The organism is Paraburkholderia sp. A1BS-2L, assembly GCF_051125205.1.
GTDB lineage: Bacteria > Pseudomonadota > Gammaproteobacteria > Burkholderiales > Burkholderiaceae > Paraburkholderia.
In genome coordinates, this window is the sequence record NZ_CP120429.1 from 662564 (window position 1) to 682571 (window position 20008).

The 20008-nt window shown below is 65.0% G+C and carries 20 protein-coding genes; 11 read left to right on the top strand and 9 right to left on the bottom strand.

From position 1 onward, the window contains the following. Positions 1-56: 56 nt before the first annotated feature. The 4 genes from P5W98_RS17830 to P5W98_RS17845 form a co-directional block, all read right to left on the bottom strand. The gene (locus tag P5W98_RS17830) at positions 57-1007 is read right to left on the bottom strand and encodes a LysR family transcriptional regulator (RefSeq protein WP_421026706.1); all 951 of its coding nucleotides are present in this window, start codon (positions 1005-1007) and stop codon (positions 57-59) included. A 280-nt stretch (positions 1008-1287) separates the two neighbouring features. Further along, on the bottom strand, positions 1288-1737 hold the full coding sequence (locus P5W98_RS17835) for a CBS domain-containing protein (protein ID WP_421026705.1): 450 nt from the start codon (positions 1735-1737) through the stop codon (positions 1288-1290). 151 nt (positions 1738-1888) lie between these two features. After that, on the bottom strand, positions 1889-2236 hold the full coding sequence (locus P5W98_RS17840; protein ID WP_421026704.1) for a hypothetical protein: 348 nt from the start codon (positions 2234-2236) through the stop codon (positions 1889-1891). Between the two features lie 258 nt (positions 2237-2494). Beyond that, positions 2495-3616: a hypothetical protein gene (locus tag P5W98_RS17845; RefSeq protein WP_421026703.1), complete on the bottom strand. Its 1122-nt coding sequence runs from the start codon at positions 3614-3616 to the stop codon at positions 2495-2497. A 254-nt stretch (positions 3617-3870) separates the two neighbouring features. Between P5W98_RS17845 and P5W98_RS17850 the strand changes: the two genes are divergently transcribed. Together P5W98_RS17850 and P5W98_RS17855 are read left to right on the top strand one after the other, a co-directional pair. Continuing rightward, entirely contained in the window at positions 3871-4836 is a 966-nt protein-coding gene (locus P5W98_RS17850) for a ribose-phosphate diphosphokinase (RefSeq protein WP_421026702.1), read from the top strand. 162 nt (positions 4837-4998) lie between these two features. Continuing rightward, positions 4999-5676: a lipocalin family protein gene (locus P5W98_RS17855; protein WP_421026701.1), complete on the top strand. Its 678-nt coding sequence runs from the start codon at positions 4999-5001 to the stop codon at positions 5674-5676. A 263-nt stretch (positions 5677-5939) separates the two neighbouring features. Here the strand turns inward: P5W98_RS17855 and P5W98_RS17860 are convergent, their stop codons facing one another. Further along, positions 5940-6182, bottom strand: coding sequence for a hypothetical protein (locus P5W98_RS17860; RefSeq protein ID WP_421026700.1), 243 nt, complete (start codon positions 6180-6182; stop codon positions 5940-5942). Between the two features lie 195 nt (positions 6183-6377). Here P5W98_RS17860 and P5W98_RS17865 point away from each other — a divergent pair, with 195 nt between their 5' ends. The 4 genes from P5W98_RS17865 to P5W98_RS17880 all read left to right on the top strand — a co-directional run bounded on the left by P5W98_RS17865 (position 6378) and on the right by P5W98_RS17880 (position 9838). Continuing rightward, the gene (locus tag P5W98_RS17865; protein ID WP_421026699.1) at positions 6378-6872 is read left to right on the top strand and encodes a BCAM0308 family protein; all 495 of its coding nucleotides are present in this window, start codon (positions 6378-6380) and stop codon (positions 6870-6872) included. Between the two features lie 63 nt (positions 6873-6935). Then, positions 6936-7538 carry a hypothetical protein gene (locus P5W98_RS17870; protein ID WP_421026698.1) on the top strand — a complete coding sequence of 201 codons (603 nt, stop codon included), beginning with the start codon at positions 6936-6938 and terminating at the stop codon, positions 7536-7538. 37 nt (positions 7539-7575) lie between these two features. Further along, the gene (groL, locus tag P5W98_RS17875) at positions 7576-9171 is read left to right on the top strand and encodes a chaperonin GroEL (protein ID WP_421026697.1); all 1596 of its coding nucleotides are present in this window, start codon (positions 7576-7578) and stop codon (positions 9169-9171) included. Positions 9172-9253: 82 nt separating this feature from the next. Further along, a complete protein-coding gene (locus tag P5W98_RS17880) occupies positions 9254-9838 on the top strand; it encodes a hypothetical protein (RefSeq protein ID WP_421026696.1) in 585 nt (194 codons plus the stop codon). Between the two features lie 314 nt (positions 9839-10152). Here the strand turns inward: P5W98_RS17880 and P5W98_RS17885 are convergent, their stop codons facing one another. Then, a complete protein-coding gene (locus P5W98_RS17885) occupies positions 10153-10452 on the bottom strand; it encodes a GYD domain-containing protein (RefSeq protein WP_421026695.1) in 300 nt (99 codons plus the stop codon). A gap of 344 nt (positions 10453-10796) precedes the next feature. Then, a complete protein-coding gene (locus P5W98_RS17890) occupies positions 10797-11042 on the bottom strand; it encodes a hypothetical protein (RefSeq protein ID WP_421026694.1) in 246 nt (81 codons plus the stop codon). Positions 11043-11292: 250 nt separating this feature from the next. Here P5W98_RS17890 and acsA point away from each other — a divergent pair, with 250 nt between their 5' ends. Genes acsA through P5W98_RS17915 form a run of 5 tightly spaced genes read left to right on the top strand, consistent with a single transcriptional unit; the run spans position 11293 to position 16516 of the window. Continuing rightward, the gene (gene acsA / locus P5W98_RS17895; RefSeq protein WP_421026693.1) at positions 11293-13059 is read left to right on the top strand and encodes an acetate--CoA ligase; all 1767 of its coding nucleotides are present in this window, start codon (positions 11293-11295) and stop codon (positions 13057-13059) included. After that, positions 13056-14078, top strand: a complete 1023-nt coding sequence (gene pdhA, locus P5W98_RS17900; RefSeq protein ID WP_421026692.1) for a pyruvate dehydrogenase (acetyl-transferring) E1 component subunit alpha — start codon at positions 13056-13058, stop codon at positions 14076-14078. Before acsA ends, pdhA begins: the two co-directional genes overlap by 4 nt. Further along, positions 14075-15058, top strand: a complete 984-nt coding sequence (locus tag P5W98_RS17905; RefSeq protein ID WP_421026691.1) for an alpha-ketoacid dehydrogenase subunit beta — start codon at positions 14075-14077, stop codon at positions 15056-15058. The genes pdhA and P5W98_RS17905 overlap by 4 nt, the downstream gene beginning before the upstream one ends. Positions 15059-15077: 19 nt before the next feature. Beyond that, positions 15078-16268, top strand: a complete 1191-nt coding sequence (locus tag P5W98_RS17910) for a dihydrolipoamide acetyltransferase family protein (protein ID WP_421042701.1) — start codon at positions 15078-15080, stop codon at positions 16266-16268. Beyond that, entirely contained in the window at positions 16265-16516 is a 252-nt protein-coding gene (locus P5W98_RS17915) for an acyl carrier protein (RefSeq protein WP_421026689.1), read from the top strand. The genes P5W98_RS17910 and P5W98_RS17915 overlap by 4 nt, the downstream gene beginning before the upstream one ends. 141 nt (positions 16517-16657) lie before the next feature. Here the strand turns inward: P5W98_RS17915 and P5W98_RS17920 are convergent, their stop codons facing one another. Together P5W98_RS17920 and P5W98_RS17925 are read right to left on the bottom strand one after the other, a co-directional pair. After that, on the bottom strand, positions 16658-17620 hold the full coding sequence (locus P5W98_RS17920; protein ID WP_421026688.1) for an acetyltransferase: 963 nt from the start codon (positions 17618-17620) through the stop codon (positions 16658-16660). Between the two features lie 34 nt (positions 17621-17654). Next, positions 17655-19970 carry an FAD-dependent oxidoreductase gene (locus P5W98_RS17925; protein WP_421026687.1) on the bottom strand — a complete coding sequence of 772 codons (2316 nt, stop codon included), beginning with the start codon at positions 19968-19970 and terminating at the stop codon, positions 17655-17657. Positions 19971-20008: the final 38 nt, after the last annotated feature.

Genomic DNA, 20008 nt, shown 5'->3' on the forward strand with positions numbered 1-20008 from the left:
AGCAGGACCTGCACATACAGCGAATGAAGCGGTCTCGGTATCACAATGCGGCGCCCCTACCTGTCGACTTTCTCAGCGACGCCTTTGTCGGAGGTGTCGGCGCTTGCGACGCCGCCGCGCTTCATTTCGACAATCGTTCTGTGAAACTCCTGCGCGGCCGGCGTAAGCGGGCGTCCTCTGCGTCTTACGATTCCAACGCGCCGCTTTACCACGGGTTCGACGAGCGGCACGCTCGTGAGGATGGGGTGGTTGTGCCCGGGCATGGCCATCGACGGCACCGCCGCGACGCCGAGGCCCGCTTCGACCAAACCCAGCATGGTGGTGACATGGCGCGTCTCGCAGACACTCGGCAAGCGCGGCGCCACGGCCGAGAGCGCCTGATCGAGCAATAGCCGGTTGCCGGAAGTCTTGTCCACCGAGACATACTCATGCTCGTAAAGCTCGTTCCAGGTCACGCGCTTCTTGCTGGCGAGCGGGTGATCGCGACGGCAGGCGGCCACGAAGCGCTCCTGCAGCAGCACTTTGAACTCGATCTCGGACTCCTGGCTGCCCACAAAGCTCACCCCGAAATCAGCCTCTCCACTGATGACGGCGGACAGCACCTCGTTGGCGCTCACGTCCAGCAATTTGACCCGGATGCGCGGAAAGCGGCGATGATAGCTCGCGATAGCGCCCGGCAGGAAGTAGTAGGCCACCGAAGGCACGCAGGCGACGGTGACGTGCCCCAGTCGGCTCGAAGAAACATCGCGGATGCCGAGCAACGCGACATCCAGATCATCGAGCAGCTGTTCGGCGCTCCGCGCGAACACACGGCCGACCGTGGTGAGGGTGACGCTGCGCGTGGTGCGCTCGAACAGGCGCACGCCGAGCGCTTCCTCGAGCTTGTCGATCCGGCGGCTCAGGGCCGGCTGCGAGATGCTCACCGCCTCGGCGGCCTTGCGGAAGCTTCCGAGCTCAACCACGGCTCTAAATGCCTGCAAGTCATTCAAGTCGAAATTGACGCCCACCGGCCATTCTCCGCGTTCTGGATACGGATATTTTGCACGATGCCGCTCGCAGCGCCCATTGGGGATCGTGCGCGTTTGCGGGCGCAGCCGGCCTCAGGCGCTCCAGGCTTCGTGTCTACAACTCCATGGCTGGCGGTCTCGTGCTGACCGGCGTGCTTGCTTACGGCGGCGAAGCAAGCGGAATCTATGAGTCGGCAGCGGCAACGCCCCTGTTTTGCTTTCGAATAATTGCCGCAGCCGGTGCGCATCGTCGAAAAACGTGTTGGGGCACCGTGACCGGTTACGAGCGAAAACGTTGCTCTTCGACTCTTTGCAGTTTGCCGACTTCGGCGATGCCACTGAGCAATGAGGCGAGGTATTCCACGACATCGTCGAGTGCGACGATGCCGGTCAGGCGTCCCGAATCGTCGACGACCGGCAGGCGGCGCACACCCGAACGGCGCATTTCGTCGAGCGCCACGCTGATCTCGTCTGTCTCCGACACCACAATCAGGCCGCGCGACATGATCTGGCCTGCAGTGAACCGGTCGGCATCCTCGCCGCTGGCCATCACTGCGACCACGAGGTCGCGGTCTGTCACCAGCCCAACCGGCACCGCCTCGCCATTGCGATATTCAACCACCACGATGTCGCCCACGTGCGCGTGGCGCATGCGCTCGGCCAAAGTTAGTGCGCTGCAATCGCTGGTGCAGGTTTCGACGGGCTGGGTGCTGATTCTTCCGATATGCATGATTGTCCTCCTGTTCGTGGGGCGGGCTTGACGCGTTGCATCAGCCCCTTCGTTGAATGAGGTTAGGTTTGGCGGGCTCGCCCGGCTTGATACACGTCAATAGATCCAGCGGACCCTGCGCGCTGCGATGGCGTGTGAAGGTGACGCGTGCTCACGGACAGCCGTGCGTGTGGCCGCCCCGCTCGTGTGAAGAGGCTTCGGCACTGGCCGACGACGTATGGCGCAGGCGCCGAACGAGCCCTTTTATCGCCAAGGCGCCAATCGCAACGATGCATAGCAAGACGAACCACAGCACGAGGACGTATCCGAACAGTTGCCAGAACTCGCCCACGCGCTGTTGCAGGACCCAGGTCTGGTACGACGCCACATCGTCAGCCGCATTCGGATACGAGGTGCGGTACATGAAAAAAGCGAAGCAGTGGTCGCTGTCGGGCAGCGCCACGTCGAGACGCGAGCCAGCGGGCAGTGCGCGTACAGGTGCGCATTCGGGTGCGTTCATGCCCGACACAACGCCGGCATCCACCGGGAAGTCGTAAATCGCGCCGAGCCCGGTCGTGCCGACTGCAAGAATCAGACATATGCACGCGACTTGAATGCACCGCCTTGGCCAGCGGCGCCGATGTGGGCGGTCAGCTCTGTCCATCTGAAGTCTCCCAGGAGGTCCACAAAACGAGATGGAACAGATCAAATCCTCATCCGTCTGCAACCTGTCGAATTGACATCGATCAAGCGCCCGAGCATCCGCGCCCGGTTGCATTTAGACGAGCGTTCCGGCTCGCGCGGTCAGCGACCGCCTGCAGCGTTTCAGGTGCAACCGGGCCAGCAGCAGATAGCAGTGCGTGCGCTCGATCCAGCGCGGCGAGCCGCGATAGGCCTTCTCGCGCAGATGCAGCGCCGCAAGCCGCGCGCGCACAGCAGCACGAAGGCTTTGATAGAAATGCACGAGAGCTGCCTCCGGGCGATCGCCGCTTGCCCGACGCCACTCGCGCAAGAGAATGCGGCCTGCCTGTCCTGCACCGACCCGCTCGCATTCCAGCGCCAGAAAGGCGATTTCGTCCACGCAATCGACCGTGCGGAGGACCTTTGATTGCGTCAGACAATCGATGATTTGTATGGGTTTTACGAGGCACACATGTTCGGGCCGCAAATCGCCGTGGCCTTCCACGATGCGTCCGTCGCGCACGCGCCGTTCGAGGCACGGCTGCAATTGCGCCAGCGCGTCGCGCTGGCTGTCGCAAAGCGCCGCGATCGCGCGGGCATCCTGCTGCAGCGCCGGGTCGCACAGATCGCGCTCGTTGGCATCGATCAGGTCGCCGAGGTTGCGCCGATACTGCGCGGCGTCGATTGCCAGCCGGGGCCGCGCGTCATAGAACGCGGCAAGCGTGGCCGCTACAGCGTGCCAATCTTCCGGGCCCAGCGTATGCGCGGCCAGCGCGCAATCGAGCATGCGCGACGCCGGCAGACGGCGCATCTGCACGAGCCAGTCGACCACGCGGCCGCCGCCATTCACCGCGAGCGCGCCCGCCCGGTCGAGCGTGAGCGGCACCACCGCCAGATACACCCTGGGCGCGAGCCGGCGATTGAGCGCGAACTCTCTGCGGCAATCGCGCTCTCGCGCGCCGAGTGCGCGCAGATCCGAACCGGCATGCCGAACGGGTTTCTTCATTTTCCAGGCGAAGCGCGAGGTGAGAAAAACCCATGAAAGGTGCGTCTCGATTACGCGCACGCTGCGCGTCTTGTCCGGCCAGATACCTGGCGAGCGCAGACGCTCGACCCTCTCGCAGGCCGTAAGCCGCGACATGCGGCGCAGGTGCGATATTCGCCGGCAGCGAAAGCGCCTGCGCACGGGCGTTTTCGCTGCGGTATGAGCAACAGGCATGAGCAGGCTCCTCCCGCCGGATAGCTGCCGCGCCGCGTTCCTCCGGCCACGGCTCGCCGACGGCGGGCTGACGATCACTGTCGGGCGCACCGCGTCCTGGCGGCTTGATTCAGATCAGTGGGCGTCTACAGCGTGTGCCGTGTCGTCCCGGTTGACTTGCATCAAGCGCGGCACCACTGATTCACCCACGATGAAAGTTCGGCGCAGGCAAGCGGCCCGGGGCCAGACGTGACGCCTGCGCACCAGGAGCCCTCATGATGAACACCGCGCCGATGCTCTTTTCCCCGCCGACTTCCCATGCGTTCGCGCAGCGCGTGGCCTCTGCGCTCGGCATCGCGCTGGGCGAACACGAATGGCGCCCCTTCGAGGACGGCGAGCACAAGATGCGCCCGCTCGAAAGCGTGCGAGGTCGCGACGTCTATGTGATCCAGTCGCTGTACGCCGAACCGGGCCACTCCGTCAACGACAAGCTGTGCGAACTGCTCTTCTTCGTAGGAGCGCTGGCGGACGCCTCGGCCGCGCGCGTGAGTGTCGTCGCGCCCTACCTCTGCTATGCGCGCAAGGACCGGCGCTCACAGGCACGCGACCCGATAACCACGCGGTACGTGGCCCAACTGTTCGAGGCGGTCGGCACGGCGCGCTTCGCCACGCTCGACGTCCACAACGTGGCGGCTTACCAGAACGCGTTTCGTGTGCCCACCGAGCATCTCGAAGCGAACGAATTGCTCGCGCAGTGGTTTGCGACTCACCTGCGCGATACGCCGCTCGTGGTTGTTTCGCCCGACGCCGGCGGCGTGCGGCGCTCGGAAGATTTTCGCGGTCGGCTCGCGAAGCTGATTGGCCATCCGGTTGAAGCGGCATTCGCCGGAAAGCTGCGCGCGGGTGGCATCGTCACGGGCAAGCCGATCGTCGGCGACCTGGAGGGGCGCTGCGCAATCATCGTCGATGACCTGATCGGCACGGGAACGACCCTCGCGCAAGTCGCGGGGCACTGCCGCGCACTCGGCGCCACCGAGGTGCACGCTGCCGCCACGCACGGTCTTTTCCTTGGGGACGCCTGCGTGAAACTCGGCGGCGGCGCCCTGGCGAGCATCGTCGTGGCCGACAGCGTGGCGCCGTGGCGGGTGCCGGACGGACCGCTGCTCGATCGCCTCACCGTACTCGACAGCGCGCCGCTATTTGCGGAGGCGATCGCGCGCATGCATGCGGACGCCTCGTAGCAGCGCTGGGTCGCACGCTTCACTCGCGCAACGGCGTGCGCCAGTTTTTCATCGCGCCTCGATGAGAACCTGCCGCCATGGCGCCGAGCGGTTCGATGCGCTCGGCCTCGCATATATCCATATCATCGAAGATCGTTTTTTGGCCCCGAACCACGCGCTCAAATGAGTCTGCTCGAAATGATGATCGACATAGGTCAGCCAGCACGGCGCGCCGTGATCCATTCTGTCCTCAGGCGCCACGTTTCTGCGCTTCAGGCGGTCGCGGCTGCAGTCATTTTTCTCCTCGCGGCTTGCGCCACCCGCACATCGGGCAATACCGCCGATGCAGTCCCGAGGGAAACGCCACCGCCCGCATTACAGTCCGTGCCGGTGGAACTGACGCGCTACATGGGCCGTTGGTACACGATCGCCACCGTGCCGTACCTGGGCGAACGTGAATACGTTGGCAGCTACGCGGACTGGGAACTACGCAAGGACGGCAGGATCAACGACAACTACTTCGGAAGACGCCACGGCTTCGATCAGCCGGTGACGGGAGGCACGCTGGTCGCGAGCGTGGTGCCTGGCAGCGGCGGCGGAAAGTGGCGGGTGACGATCTTGTGGCCGTTCGACATGGTGGTCCTCACGGTCTACGTGGACCCCGATTACCGCTACACCGTGCGCTGCGAGGAGAATGGCAGCCCCATCTGGATCTTGTCCCGCACACCGGACATGGATGAAGATGTGTACGCCGACCTGGTGCGCAGGCTCGCGGCAATGGGTATCCGCACCGACAGGCTGCGGCGAGTTCCGCAGCACCCCGAACAGATCGGCCAGCCGGGTTTCATGGCGCCCCGCTGAGGCAACGTTTCACTGCATCTCTGCAGGCGCGAACCGTTTGCGCGACGAGCGCCCCTGGCGGCATGGGTGCGAAGTTCGTCAAGCGCGGGAAGCACGCCGCATTCGGCCGAATTCGCAAATCATCGGCGAGTAACGGCAAGAGGCGTGACCGGAGCGGGTCGTGCCCCTGCGCCGGGTTTGTTTTCTCCTGCGGCCTCGCCACTGGCGTTACTGCGCCCTACTTCGGAGCGGCAAGGTCGCAGGAGCGTCCCGCGTGCGCGATCTCAGGCCAGCTCATATTCGCGCATCATTTCGGCAATCACGGCTTTCAGCGGCGCCACGCACTCCGGCGCACCGCCTCGAAGCTCGTCGATGACCCAATTGCAGCCGCCGTTCTCCGCTGGATCGACCTTGCGCGGAACCGTGATGTCGCAATCCCGGCAGGTCTCGCCTAGATCGGCGTTTTCCTGGACTCTGCGAAGAATCTCCACACGAATGTTTTCAGCAGTACCAACGTTCTTGATCATGTTCATCTCCATGACACCACCGGAATCGCTTCCTCGATCATTCACCGATGCAAGGACTGCGCCAATGCCGAGCCGTCCCTCTATCCGCCGCTCCATTCTTTCCTCGCGGAGTCCCGCAGCGTTGACGCACATCAATTGAGGCCGCCCTCGCCGGCGTAGTGTCGTTTCAGACACAAACTTCGGAGGTCAGCGCACATGAAATCGAAAGCTCAGCCATTCAAGGCCGGGAGTCACGAAAACGTGTTCCCGGATCTGGGTCATGACGCATACAGGCTGCAACACAAGCTGCACGAGCCTTCTGTATGTCCGACATGCGGCGCGGTATATCACGAGGGCCGCTGGCAATGGGTGACGCGCATGCCCGGCGCGGTCGAGGTCGTTTGCCCTGCCTGCCATCGCATTGCCGACAATGAGCCAGCAGGTTACCTCTACATCGAAGGCGACTTTGCGAAGCAGCATCGCGAGGAACTGATTCATCTTCTGCGCCATCACGAGGAGCAAGCGCGAGCCGAACACGCGCTGGAGCGGATCATCAGCATCGAGGATGATTCCGGCAAAACCGTCGTTACCACGACGGGCATTCACCTCGCCCGCAACCTGGCTTCGGCGCTCAGGGCGGCGTTCCACGGAACGCTGGAGCAGAAATACAGCAAGGATGAAAACTTGCTCCGAGCCTACTGGCGGCGCTAGACGACTTAAGACGGACATCATGGCGATGTGTGAACACGCTTCGGCAAACGCGGAGAAGTCACCATGAAACGCGGATGGCGATGCAGTTTGCTTGCTGGCGCGGTGGCGCTCGCCATCGGCGCGGCGTCGGCTCGGGCTACGCCCGGCGATGAAGCCGCGCCGAATGCCGAGCCTGCGAAACCGTTCTCGGGCGCCACCGTCAAGCGTGCGAAAGCAGTCGTCATCGCTATCGACACCGGCGGCAACAGCATCACGCTGCTCGCAGACAATGGCGAACCTTTCGACGTGATGGTCGACCGCAACATCGGCGATGTCCGCAACCTGCAACTCGGCGACACCGTCTCCGCCACGTTCAGCCGCGCGCTCCTGCTGCGCGCCGCCAAATCCGCTTCGAGTGGCATTCGCGAACGCGTCGATAATGGCTTCGCAACAGGGCCGTCCTTGCATTCGTCGCTGTCCCTGTACCGCGTCGAAGCGGTGACCACCGTCGTCGAGGTCGATCGCGGCAGGCGTCTGCTCACCGTGCGCGGCCCAACGCGCACGGTGGTGCTGCAGGCGTCGTCGGACGGTCTGCTCGACGAACTCCAGCCAGGCGACAGCGTGCGGGTCGATTACGTCGAGGCAACCGCCGTGCAGATTCTGCGCAACGGCGAGCCGTTGCGCTGAACCCCGTTCCCCGCACTTCCGACCAGCGAGGTCCATCGTGACAGGCAAGACGCTCGTATTCCACCAGGCCGCCCGCCAGCGCCTTCTCGACGGCGTCAACGCGCTCGCCGAGGCCGTGAAAGTCACGCTTGGCCCAGGCGGGCGCAACGTCATCGTCGAGCGCCGCGGCGACACACCGCTCATCGCGAACTCGGGCGTCGTCGTGGCCGGTTCGGTTGCCGTGCCCGATTCGTTCGAGGAGATGGGCGTGCGCCTGCTGCGCGAAGTCGCCACGCGTACCAGCGAACTCGCGGGCGACGGCACGACCACGGCGACCACGCTCGCCCAGGCCATCATGATCGAGGGCAACAAGTATGTTGCTGCCGGCTTCGACCCGATGGCGCTGCGCCGCGCAATCGAGGCAGCCGGCCAGCATGTCGTCGCGAAGCTGCGCGAGTTGGCGCGCCCATGCGCAGGCACCGACGAGGTGCGCCATATCGCCACGATCTCGGCAAGTGGCGATGCAAGCATCGGCTGCATCGTTGCTCAGGCCGTCGAGCGCGTGGGCCGGGACGGCGCGATCAGTATCGAGGACGGCTCGAAGCTCGAAGACGAACTGGAGACGGTAGAGGGTTCGTTGATCGAGCACGGCTACGCCTCACCGCTCTTCGTCGGCGACGACGCGCGCGAAGTCGTGCTCGAAGAGCCGCGCATCCTGCTATGCGACGCGACCATCAGCTCGATTGCACAAATGCTGCCTTTGCTCGAAGCGCTCAGCGCGACGGGCAAGCCGCTGCTCGTTGTCGCGAACGAAATCGAGGGCGAGGCACTGGCCACGCTCGTGGTCAACCATCTGCGCGGGGCGCTGAAGTCGTGCGCGGTACGCTCGCCCGAGTTCGGCGTGCGGCGCAGCGAGACACTCAATGACCTTGCCGCGCTGACGGGCGCCACCGTCATCTCGCCGCAAACGGGTCGCACCCTCGAGCACGCCACGCTCGACGATCTGGGATCCGCGCGCCGTGTCGAGATCGCACGCGACACCACGACAATCGTCGAGGCACGCGGCGACCGGCCCGGCCTCGAGGAGCGCATTAGTGCGCTGCGTGCACGCATCGAACAGCTCGGCCCCGGCAACGAGCGCGACGCGCTCTCGCGCCGCCTCGCCCGGCTCGCGGGCGGCGTGGCCGTCATCCGCGTCGGGGCGGCCACGGAAACCGCGCTGCACGAGCGCAAGAACCGCTTCGAGGATGCGCTCCATGCCACGCGCGCGGCGGTCGAGGAAGGCATCGTGCCCGGCGGCGGCGTTGCGCTGCTGCGGGCGAGATCGGCTCTCGAAGACTTCGGCGCCGACGAAACCGCGCAGGCCGGCGCGAAGATCGTCCATGACGCGCTGGCCGCGCCGCTTGGCCAGATTGCCGAAAACGCCGGCGCGGACGCCCAGGTGGTCGTGCACACCGTGAGCGCCGGGCAGGATACATGGGGCTATGACGCCGCGCGCGGCACGTTTGGCGACATGATGGCAGCGGGCATTGTCGATCCGCTGAAGGTCACGCGCACCGCATTGCAGAACGCGGTATCCATTGCTTCCCTGCTGCTCACCACAGACTGCATGATCGCCCGGCCAACCGGTTCGGGTTACGAACCCACTGAATGACTCCGGACGTCTGTGTTCCGGCCAACGCAACGCAGGTGACGCAAGCAGCCTGCCCTCATCAGATGGAAAACGAGGTACCGACATGGAAGATGCCTTCGAACGACGCGCCCTGCTGCTTCACCTTGGGCGCACGCTGCAATTGCTGGCCCGCATTCTCGAAATGCGCCCGATAGCGGAAACCGTAGGGGAACTGATCTCGCTGCATCCGATACTGGAAAATGAAATCCTGCTCGGGCAGGTTTCCGCTTCCATGAGCGTGGAGGAATTCGTTGCACGCGCGCAGCAGGCGTTCTGTGGCTGGCCGCAGGCGTTGCTCGATGAAAAGCTCGACCACGACGCATTCGCCGCATCGGTGCGCGACCGTCTGTTCGCATTGAATCTGCGCGGCTGGCATGCCTATGCCGCTCGCCTGCGCTCCGAGGTCGCGTGGTTCGGTCTGGAACCCGCCCTGGCCAAGCGGCCACGCGTGCGTCATCGCAAGAATGACCGCGCAATCACGCGATCGCCAGTACGTGAGGATGTGTCCGACGCGGGGACTACGGCGCCGGTGCGGGACATCGAGCGGGACAAAGATGATACCGGGCGGGTTGCGCAGGCGGTCGAAGGCATTGCGCCTCAGGACCGCACCGGGCGTGCAAACGAGCAATATCTCCCCGAGTTCGAGTGAGGGGCGGGGACATCGGCAATCCGCTCAGCGGTACACAGCAGACTGGTGCGATGCAAGCCAGTCTGCTGCCTGCCGGGCCGCAAACTCGAGCGCACCCGGTTCTTCGGACAATTGCGTAGCGCCGGGCAGGAGCGGCCGCGCCGCGTTATGGAATAAACAGCAAACAGCCTGATCGAGTATTGGTCGCGCCCGATATCCGAGCTTCGCGTGGCCCGGCGCGTGCCTTTTCGCCATCCCCGTCGCGCGCGAGGTGAGTGACAGCGCGTCGCCAGCCTCACGCGCAAACGGATGGGCATGCCCCGGGTGCACCCGCTTCAGGCCATTGCCCTGATGATCGCGCGAAACTCCTTTCGGGGGATCGCTGGCCACACCTCGGAGTAGGACCGCCCCAGCGTACGCATCAATGCCGACACCCGCATCGCCGTTTCCAGGTCGGGCGCGGAAAATATGTCCAGGAAATCGTATTGTCCGAGCGTTGCATAGCTATGCTTCCACTCTACGCCGGGGCACGCGCTCGCAATCCGCTCGAGTGCGCGCTCCTCATGCGCTTCTGCGTTCACTCCAGAGCGGAGCCCGTCCGCCGAAAGCCGCGTCATCAGGATAAATTCAGGCATGATCGTTCCTCAACAGGACATGAACCACGAGTCGGCACATCGCCGTCATCGTGCCTGTGCGCCGGCACGCGATTGACCCGCGATGGCCGCAGTTCATCGATACTCTCAACGTTTTCCATGCAGACGTATGCGGATTACGGCCTGCGCCTCGCATTTCCCATCCGCATGACCGCGTATCCCACGACGATAACGACGACGCGGCACTGCGCGCCTGTCGTGACTCTCATACGCATGGCGCCGTGACGAATTGATGCACATCAATGCTTACTCGGCGACGCAACGCAGCCAATGCAATTGGTATTTGACTTGCCTCAAATCCCGCAAACGATTGAGGGATAGCGTGATTAAACGACGCCGCTCAAAGCGCAGCTTTCACTACACGGCGAACCGTTCACGCTGGAGACGTTCATGCCCAGTTCCAGTTTCACTTCGCCCTCGCGCACACCTTCCGGCTTGCCGACACCACAAGCGCTCGCAAGCACGTGGATGGCCCTTGCGAACGTGCAGACGCAATCGTACGCCGACTGGCTGGCGCTTTGCATGGAAACCTCGGCGCGCTGTGCGCTAACCCGCAGCGTGCCCGAATACATGGCAATCGGCGCTTTGATGCTGCCCTCCTGCCTCTCGCACGCGATGCATTACTGCAAAACCGTCTCCGAGGTCGCGCGAGCAAGCTTCCCCGCAAGCGCATTGGGTGAAGGTTCGCAAAATGATGTTGTCAGTCGGGGCGGCAAAGCCAAACACGCAATCGCTGGTCTCGCACACGTGTAGGGAGACTACGCGTCCCCAAACGATTCGATGTAAATCGAGAGCAGCCGCATCAGGATGGGAATCGCAGAGATGGACGCACATCTGATCATCCGCAAGACCGCAGCCGACCTGTGTGTTGCTCCGAATTTCGCCGACTACGAGGCAGAGCGCTGCCGCTTCTCGTGGGCGGCGGCAGCACGGGAACTGACCGCCGAGCCCGAGGGCGGCATCAATATCGCCTGGCAGGCAGTGGATAGCCATTGTGCCGGGCCGCACAGCACAAAGACCGCATTGCGCTTTCTCGCCCGCAACGCGCCCGCCACGAACGTCAGCTATGCAGAGCTGGCGACGCTGACGAACCGCTTTTGCAACGTCCTGCGCAAGCTTGGCGTGGGCAAGGGCGACCGCGTGTTCATCCTGTGCGGCCGCATCCCTGCGCTCTATGTGGCACTGCTAGGCGCGCTCAAGAACGGCACCGTCGTCTCGCCGCTCTTCTCCGCCTTCGGGCCTGAGCCCATTGTGACACGCGTCAATCTGGGTGCAGGCACAGTGCTCGTGACGACCGACCTGCTCTTCGAGCGCAAGCTCGCGCGCTGTCTCGACCAGATGCCGAGCCTGAAGCACGTGCTGCTGGTCGCAGAAGACGGCGGCCAAACGGCTATCCCCGGAACACGCGATCTGACGACGTTGATGGCGCACGCGCCGGCCAGTTGCGCCTGCGAGCCGACCTCGGCCGATGACCTCGCGCTGATGCATTTCACGAGCGGCACGACGGGCATACCGAAGGGTGCGCTGCACGTGCATGGCGCCGCGCTCACGCACTGGGTAACCGGCCGCTACGCACTCGACCTGCACGCCGACGACGTCTACTGGTGCACTGCGGACCCTGGCTGGGTGACAGGCACGTCGTATGGCGTTATCGCTCCATTGCTGCATGGCGTCACATCGGTAGTCGACCGCGAGGAGTTCGACGCCGAACGCTGGTACGGCATTCTGCAGGACGAGCGCGTTTCGGTCTGGTACACCGCCCCTACCGCGGTCCGCATGTTAATGCGGTCCGGCGCGTCGATCGCGAGGAAATACGCGTTTCCGCAATTGCGCTTTGTGGCAAGCGTTGGTGAGCCGCTCAACCCCGAGGCCGTCTGCTGGGGCAAGGAAGTGCTGGGCCTGCCAATTCATGACAACTGGTGGCAGACCGAAACAGGCGGCATCATGATCGCGAACACGCCAGCCTTCGATATCAAGCCAGGCTCAATGGGCCGACCCTTGCCGGGCGTCGATGCCGCGATCGTCGAGCACCTCGAAGACGGAGGTGTGCGGGTGGTCGAGGCCCCGGACACCCAAGGCGAGCTTGCCCTCAAGCGCGGTTGGCCGGCGATGTTTCGCGGCTACCTGAACAACGAAGCGCGCTACCTCAAGAGCTTCGCGGGCGACTGGTACTTGACCGGCGACCTCGCGCGGCGCGACGCGGACGGGTACTACTGGTTCGTCGGCCGCGCCGACGACGTGATCAAGTCGGCCGGCCACCTGATCGGGCCATTCGAGGTTGAAAGCGCGCTGATGGAACATCCGGCGGTGGCGGAAGCAGGTGTCATCGGCAAGCCCGACCCAGTGGTGGGCGAGACGGTCAAGGCCTTCGTCGCACTGAATCAGGGCTACAAGGCGGACGAAGCGTTAAAAATGGAACTGCTCGGCCACGCGCGCAAGCGTCTTGGCGCGGCTGTCGCGCCGAAGGAACTGGCCTTCGTCTCGCAACTGCCCCATACGCGTAGCGGCAAGATCATGCGCCGGCTGCTGAAAGCGCGCGAGCTCGGCCTCGCCGAAGGCGATACCTCGACGCTGGAGTACGGATCATGACGTCTATCGACCACCCCGCTCCTGCGCCGCCCTCCGGACCGGTCCCGTACGACAAGGCGCGCTCGCTCGCCCTGCTGCGCGACATGCTGCGCGTGCGCCGGCTCGAGGAAAAGTGCGCGGAGCTTTACGGCGCGGGCAAGATTCGCGGCTTTTTGCATCTCTACATCGGCGAAGAAGCGACCGGCGTCGGTGCGATTCACGCACTCGACGCCGACGACAATATCGTCGCCACGTACCGCGAACATGCGCACGCGTTACTGCGAGGCATGGATATGGGCGTGCTGATGGCGGAGATGTTCGGCAAGCGCGAAGGCTGCGCACATGGCCGCGGCGGGTCGATGCACCTGTTCGACCGCGACACGCGCCTCTTCGGCGGCAACGCCATTGTTGGAGGTGGCTTGCCGCTCGCGGTGGGCCTGGCGCTCGCCGACACGATGCAGCATGCCCAACGTATCACTGCATGCTTTTTCGGCGACGGCGCGGTGGCTGAAGGCGCGTTTCACGAATCGATGAACCTCGCGGCGCTGTGGCAACTCCCGGTGCTCTTTTGCTGCGAGAACAACCTCTATGCGATGGGCACCGCGCTCGAGCGCCACCAGTCTCAAACCGATCTTTGCGCGAAAGCCGCTTCTTACCGCATCGAAACCCGGCGCGCGGACGGCATGGACGTCGTGGCCGTACACGAAGCGATGATGGAGGCGGCAGCGTACGTGCGCAGCAAGCGGCAACCGCTGTTCCTCGAACTGCAGACCTACCGCTTCCGCGCACACTCGATGTACGACGCCGAACTGTACCGTGAGAAAGCCGAAGTCGAGCAATGGAAAGCGCGCGGACCGATCCACACGTTCACCGAACGGCTCAAGGACGAAGGCAAGCTCAGCGAAACGGAATTCTTGACTCTCGACGCCGAGGTCGAAGCCGAAGTCGCGCGAGCCGTCGCGTTTGCCGAAGCGGGCGCCTGGGAGCCGGTCGAGGATTTGACCAAGTATCTTTATACGCAGACGGGAGACGCATCGTGACGCGCCGGCTCAGCTACCGCGAAGCATTGCGCGAGGCATTGCGTACTGCGCTAACCGAGGATGCCCGGGTCTTTCTCATGGGCGAAGACGTGGGCCGCTACGGCGGCAGCTATGCGGTTTCGGCCGGACTGCTCGAGACATTCGGTCCGGAACGTATTCGTGACACGCCGCTCTCCGAACTGGCATTCACAGGCGCTGGCATTGGCGCCGCGCTCGGCGGCATGCGTCCCATCGTCGAAATCATGACCGTGAATTTCAGCCTGCTGGCGCTCGACCAGATCGTCAACACCGCCGCGCTCTATCATCACATGTCGGGCGGGCAGTTCTCGGTCCCGCTCGTCGTGCGCATGGCCACCGGCGCCGGCCGCCAGGTCGCGGCGCAGCACTCGCACAGCTTCGAGGGCTGGTACGCAGGCATTCCCGGCATCAAGGCGCTCGCGCCTGCCACTATCGAAGATGCGCGCTACATGCTCGCGGCGGCGCTTGCCGATCCCGATCCGGTGCTGATCTTCGAGCATGCGGGACTCTACAACATGGAGGACGAACTACCCGACGTGACGGGTGTCGACATCCGCTGCGCGAAGGTACGGCGTGCAGGCAGCGACGTGGCGATCTTTGCCTATGGGGGTTGCCTGCACAAGGCGCTCGAAGCGGCAGACCTTCTGGCCCAGGACGGCGTGAGCGCCGAAGTCGTGGACCTGCGCGTACTGCGGCCGCTCGACGATGCAACCATCGTGGCGTCGGTGACGAAATGTCGGCGCGCCGTCATCGTCGACGAATGCTGGCGCAGTGCAAGCGTGGCTTCGGAGATTGCAACGCGCATCGTCGAGCAGGCGTTTTACGAACTTGACGCACCGCTTGCACGCGTGTGCGCCGAAGACGTGCCGATTCCATACGCGCGCCACATGGAAGAAGCCGCCCTCCCCCAGGCCGGGACAATCGTCGACGCCGCCCGCAGGCTGCTGTCCGGATCCGCGTGACAAATACGGAGCACGACACATGATCGAGTTCAAGCTGCCTTCCATGGGTGCGGACATGGACGAGGGCACGCTCCTCGAATGGAAGGTCAAGCCCGGCGACGCGGTGAAAAAAGGCCAGGTGGTCGCGATCGTCGACACGAGCAAGGCAGCGGTCGATATCGAGAGCTGGCAGGAAGGCACCATCGACGAGCTGATGATCGACGCTGGCGCAAAGGTGCCGGTCGGTGCGACCATTGCCACACTCCTGGCGCCAGGCGAAGCCCCCCCCGCCACGCGCCCGGCACGCAAAGCGCCGCACGAGGCGGGCGCGCCGGGACCAAAAGTTATGCTGCCTCCTGGCCCGCCCGCCAGTGCGCCCGCTGGTACGCCAGCCACCCGCCGCAAGGTATCGCCCGCTGCACGCAAGCGTGCGCAGCAACTGCACATAGACCTCGCTACCGTGACCGCCACGGGCCCGGATGGCACGGTACGGCTCGAAGACGTCGAGCGAACCACCGCCATGGCCGGCGGCGCGGCGCCAGAGGCCGCTGCGGGCGACCGGTTAGCCGCGATGCGTCACACCATCGCCGCCGCGATGGAGCGTGCCAAGCGGGAAATCCCCCACTACTACGTATCAGAGACGATTCCGCTCGGCCGCATGCTGACCTGGCTCACCACACAAAACGCGCAGCATTCGATCGAAGACCGCCTGTTGCCCGCTGTGCCGCTGATCAAGGCCGTCGCCCTCACTTTGCGGCGCTTTCCGAATCTCAACGGCTTCTATCGCGATGGCGAATTCCACGCTGCGCCGCACATCCACGTCGGCGTAGCGATCTCGCTGCGTCATGGCGGCCTCGTCGCCCCCGCGCTGCTGGACGCCGACACGAAACCACTCGCGCAGTTAATGGGCGAGTTGATTGATCTCACGAGCCGGTGCCGTGCGGGCTCATTGCGAAGCTCCGAACTCTCCGAGTCCACCATCACGGTGACCAGCCTCGGCGACCAGGGAAGCAGCGAAGTGTTCGGCATCATCTATCCGCCACAGGTCGCGCTCGTCGGCCTCGGGCGCATCGCGGAGCGGCCCTGGGCCGAGAATGGCAGCCTGAAGGTCATGCCCACCGTCACGGCGAGCCTCTCGGCCGATCATCGCATCACCGACGGCCATTACGGTGCGCGCTTTCTGGTCGAACTGGGCGAGACCTTGCAGCAACCCGAGGAGCTGAATTCATGAGCGAATCCGATATTCGAGTGGTCGTGCTGGCCACGCTCAAGTCCATCGCGCCCGAAATCGAGGAGCTGACACTGCGCGCCGATCGTCCGCTTCGTCATCAGGTCGATCTCGATTCCATCGACTGGCTGCACTTCCTTACGCAGTTACACGAAAAACTGCAGGTGGACATTCCCGAGTCCGATTACGCGAGGCTCGTGACCCTGAATGACGTCGTCGCGTATCTCGCGCAGGCATGCAAACCGTCATAGATGGCATTCGAGCCCGGCTACGAGGCTGCTTGAATTGACGCCAGGGGTGGGTGCGTTACCTGTGAGGTCAGGATCAGGATCATATGGCGTTACCAGCCTGGCGGATGATTCACCAGAGGCGAAGCATGAGCCACGCGCGACTCATGCAGACATTTCGTATGCCTGACGAAATGCGGCAACGAACGCATCGAACGCCGCGCGTGGCAGATGTCCGATGCCTGCGGCGCCGGCCCGCCCCGCTCCGCCGAAAAGACGGCAAAAACGGTCCGCACCAAATGGCGCCGCGAGCGGTGCGCGTATGCTCGCGGTCCAGAAGCCCCCGGCAGTGGGCGTGAGCACCGCATGCGCGCGTTCGGGCGCCTCCCGTGCGAGCCGGTTCGCGAAGGCGCCGCGCACACGGCGCGCCCAGCGCTCGTCCGGCAGCATATAGACCTCGGTACTCGCCGATGTCGCCGCCGGGCGCTGCGAGCATGCGAGTTCGAGGTCCTCGCGCCGCGCTCGCCCGAGCGTCGCGAGAAGCGGACAAGCCCCGACGAAATCGAGCGGGTCCGCATATGGCTCGAGCAGCGCGTAGAGCGCCGCAGGATCAATCAGCAGATCGTCCGTCGAGTCTCCATAGCCCGCATAGTTCACGTTCTCACCGAGTTCGCGCAGGCTCGCCTCGTCGTCGGAATCGATGCCCGCGAGCCGTGCGAGCCGGTGAGCCGCGTCCGGCAGATTGTCGCCGAACGCCGCCGCGACCGCCCATGCGCGATAGCGCCCTCCCAGCCGCCGGTCCACGAGCATGCTCGTGCAGACATCGGGAGCCGTATCGATATCCGCATGCAGCAGCGGGTGCCGCGGCAATCCGGTCGCGACGTGATGGTCGATATAGTCAATCGTGACGCCGCGCGCGAGCAGCGCGAGTACGGCGGCGCGGTTGACGTCGAACGAGAGGTCGAGGGCGGTCACATGGTCGCCGGGGCTCGCGATGACCCGCGCAAGCAGTGCGTTGTCCCGCTTCGGCCCCGTGATCAGCACCGCGTTGCGCGGCGTCGCGAGGCGCAGTTGATGCAGCGCGAACAGGCCGTCCGCGTCGCCGTTGCACACGTCGAAATATTGCATCGCGCTCCCCCATGCCTGTGCGTGCCGGCGTGCGCTATTTGCACACCTCGTCTTCGTAGTCCGAGGCCGCAAGACCCGCGCGCAATCTCGCTTCGTCCAGGTCGAGCACCGCCAACGCCGCTGCCCGGCCAAGCGCCTGCAGCGACGCGATCGACTCCGAGGAAAAATCGAAGTCGCGCGCAAACGACACGCCGCCCATGGACGTGCCATCGAGCGCAATACGGTGGATCTGCACCGGCACGTGGTTGCCCATCAGCCGGATGTACTCGGGCGACTGCCGCACGCGCGCGGCGGCCGCTGCGTCGAGCTGGCCGGTGATGCGCTCGACAAGATCGCGGAAGTCGTTGGCGTTCTCCTCGAAGCGCAGATCGTTGCGCACGCGGTCCGCATAGACGATCTCGTCGCGGCGCAGCATCACCTCGAAAAGATTCGACGGCAACGGCCGCGCCCCGGAAAACAGATCGACGACGAATACGCGTCCCGCGACTTGCCCGCAGCGCTCGATCACGAGATCGAGCGGCGAGTTGCTGACAACGCCGCCATCCCAGTACGCGCGGCCCTCCACCGTCGTCCATGGCATCGCAGGCGGCAGGCTGCCGCTCGCGAGCAGATGCTCGGGTGTCAGCCGGTCGACGTAGCTGTCGAAAATGCGCCGCTCGCCGCTAGCGACATCCACGGCACCGAGCAGCAGGCGCGTGGGACTTGCCGCCAGCGCGTCGAAGTCGACGTAGCGGCGCAGGAGCGCGAGCATGGGTTCGGTATCGTAGTAGCTCGTCCACCACGGCGCGAAGCTGCCGGTTCCCGGTGCACCCATCCACCAGCGCGGGCGCATGAAGTTCGGCACGCCGAAGAGCGCGAGATGCCAGGCCAGCTCTGTCTGCCGCAGTTGCGCACAGGTCCGCGGCGCGGAGAGCCCCTCGATCGACAGGTCGCGCCAGAAGGCGTTGAGCGCCGCAACCGCCTGGCCGGGATGGCTCGCGACAATCGCGCCGTTGAACGCGCCGATCGACACGGCCGAAACGATGTCGGGGCGAACGCCATGCGACTCCAGCGCCTCGATCGCTCCGCTCTCGAATGCGCCGAGCGCGCCGCCGCCCTGCAGGATGAGCACGGTCTGCGAAGGCAGTGCGCCGAGGCGCGAGCCCGGTTGCGCGAGCGCGGCACTGCCGCTCGCGAGATTGCGCCGGTGCCGGATCATCTCTTCCGCGGCGACCGTTTCATCGGCTGGCACGCCGAATGAGAACATCGCCCGCAGCACGTTGTGCCTCATGAACAGCAGCGAGTAAGGCTGCTGCGCAAACTCGCCGCGCTCGACAACCTCCAGTGCATCGGACGGATCGCCCAGAAAGTTGTAGGGCGCGTCGAAGACATCGCCATAAAAGATCGAGACGTCGCGGTACGGCATGCGCGCGCCGCGCATGTTGCGGGCGGCGAGGCGTCCCTGGCGCACGGCGTTGTCCCAGTGCTCGACGCGGCGGCGCGCGCCCAGCACAGGGTCATGGAAGTTCGCGACATCGCCTGCGGCGTAGATGTCCGGGTCCGACGTTTGCAGACACTCGTCGACGAGCACGCCATCGGCCAGCCCGATGCCGCTGCCCGCAAGCCATGCGCAGTTCGGCTCCACGCCCGTCGCGACGACGGCGAGTTCGCATGCGAGCGAGCGGCCATCGCTGAGCACCGCGCCCGTCAGCGTGCCATGCCCCGTGAAACGCTCGACCGTGAGCCCGGTCAGCACCTCGACGCCGTGCTCCGCGCAGAGCGTCCTGAAATGCGCCGAGAGCAAGGCGGAATGCAACTGCGGCAGCACCTGCTCACCGCGCTCGACAAGCGTCACTTCGAGACCCAGCTCGCGCAACGCCGCGGCGGCCTCGACACCCACGAAGCCCGCGCCGATCACGAGCGCCCGGCGCGCGGCCGCCGTATCGGTTCGCAACGCAACGGCGTCGCCGATATCGTGCAGGCAGTGGACGCCCGCAAGCGCGGCGCCGGGAACGCTCAGCATGTGCGGGCGGGCGCCCGTGGCGATCAGCAGCTTGCCGTAGCCCACCGCGCTGCCGTCTTCGAGCTGCACCCGGTGCGCGGCACAATCGAGCGCCGCAGCCCGGGTGTGCAGCAGCAGCGCGATGTTCTGCTTCTCGTAGAAGTCTGCCGGGTGGATTGTGACGCGCGCGGCGCCGACCTTTCCCGTGAGGAAACCTTTCGTGAGCGGCGGCCGCCGGTACGGTAGAACAGGCTCCGCGCACAGGATCGCGATGCTCGCGCCCGGCTCTTCGTGGCGCAGCGAGCGCGCAGCGGTCACGCTCGCAATGCCGCCGCCTACCAGCACGTAATCGAAACGCTGCTCGCGCATACCTTGCTCCTACGAACGGTTCAACTGATCGCCGCCTG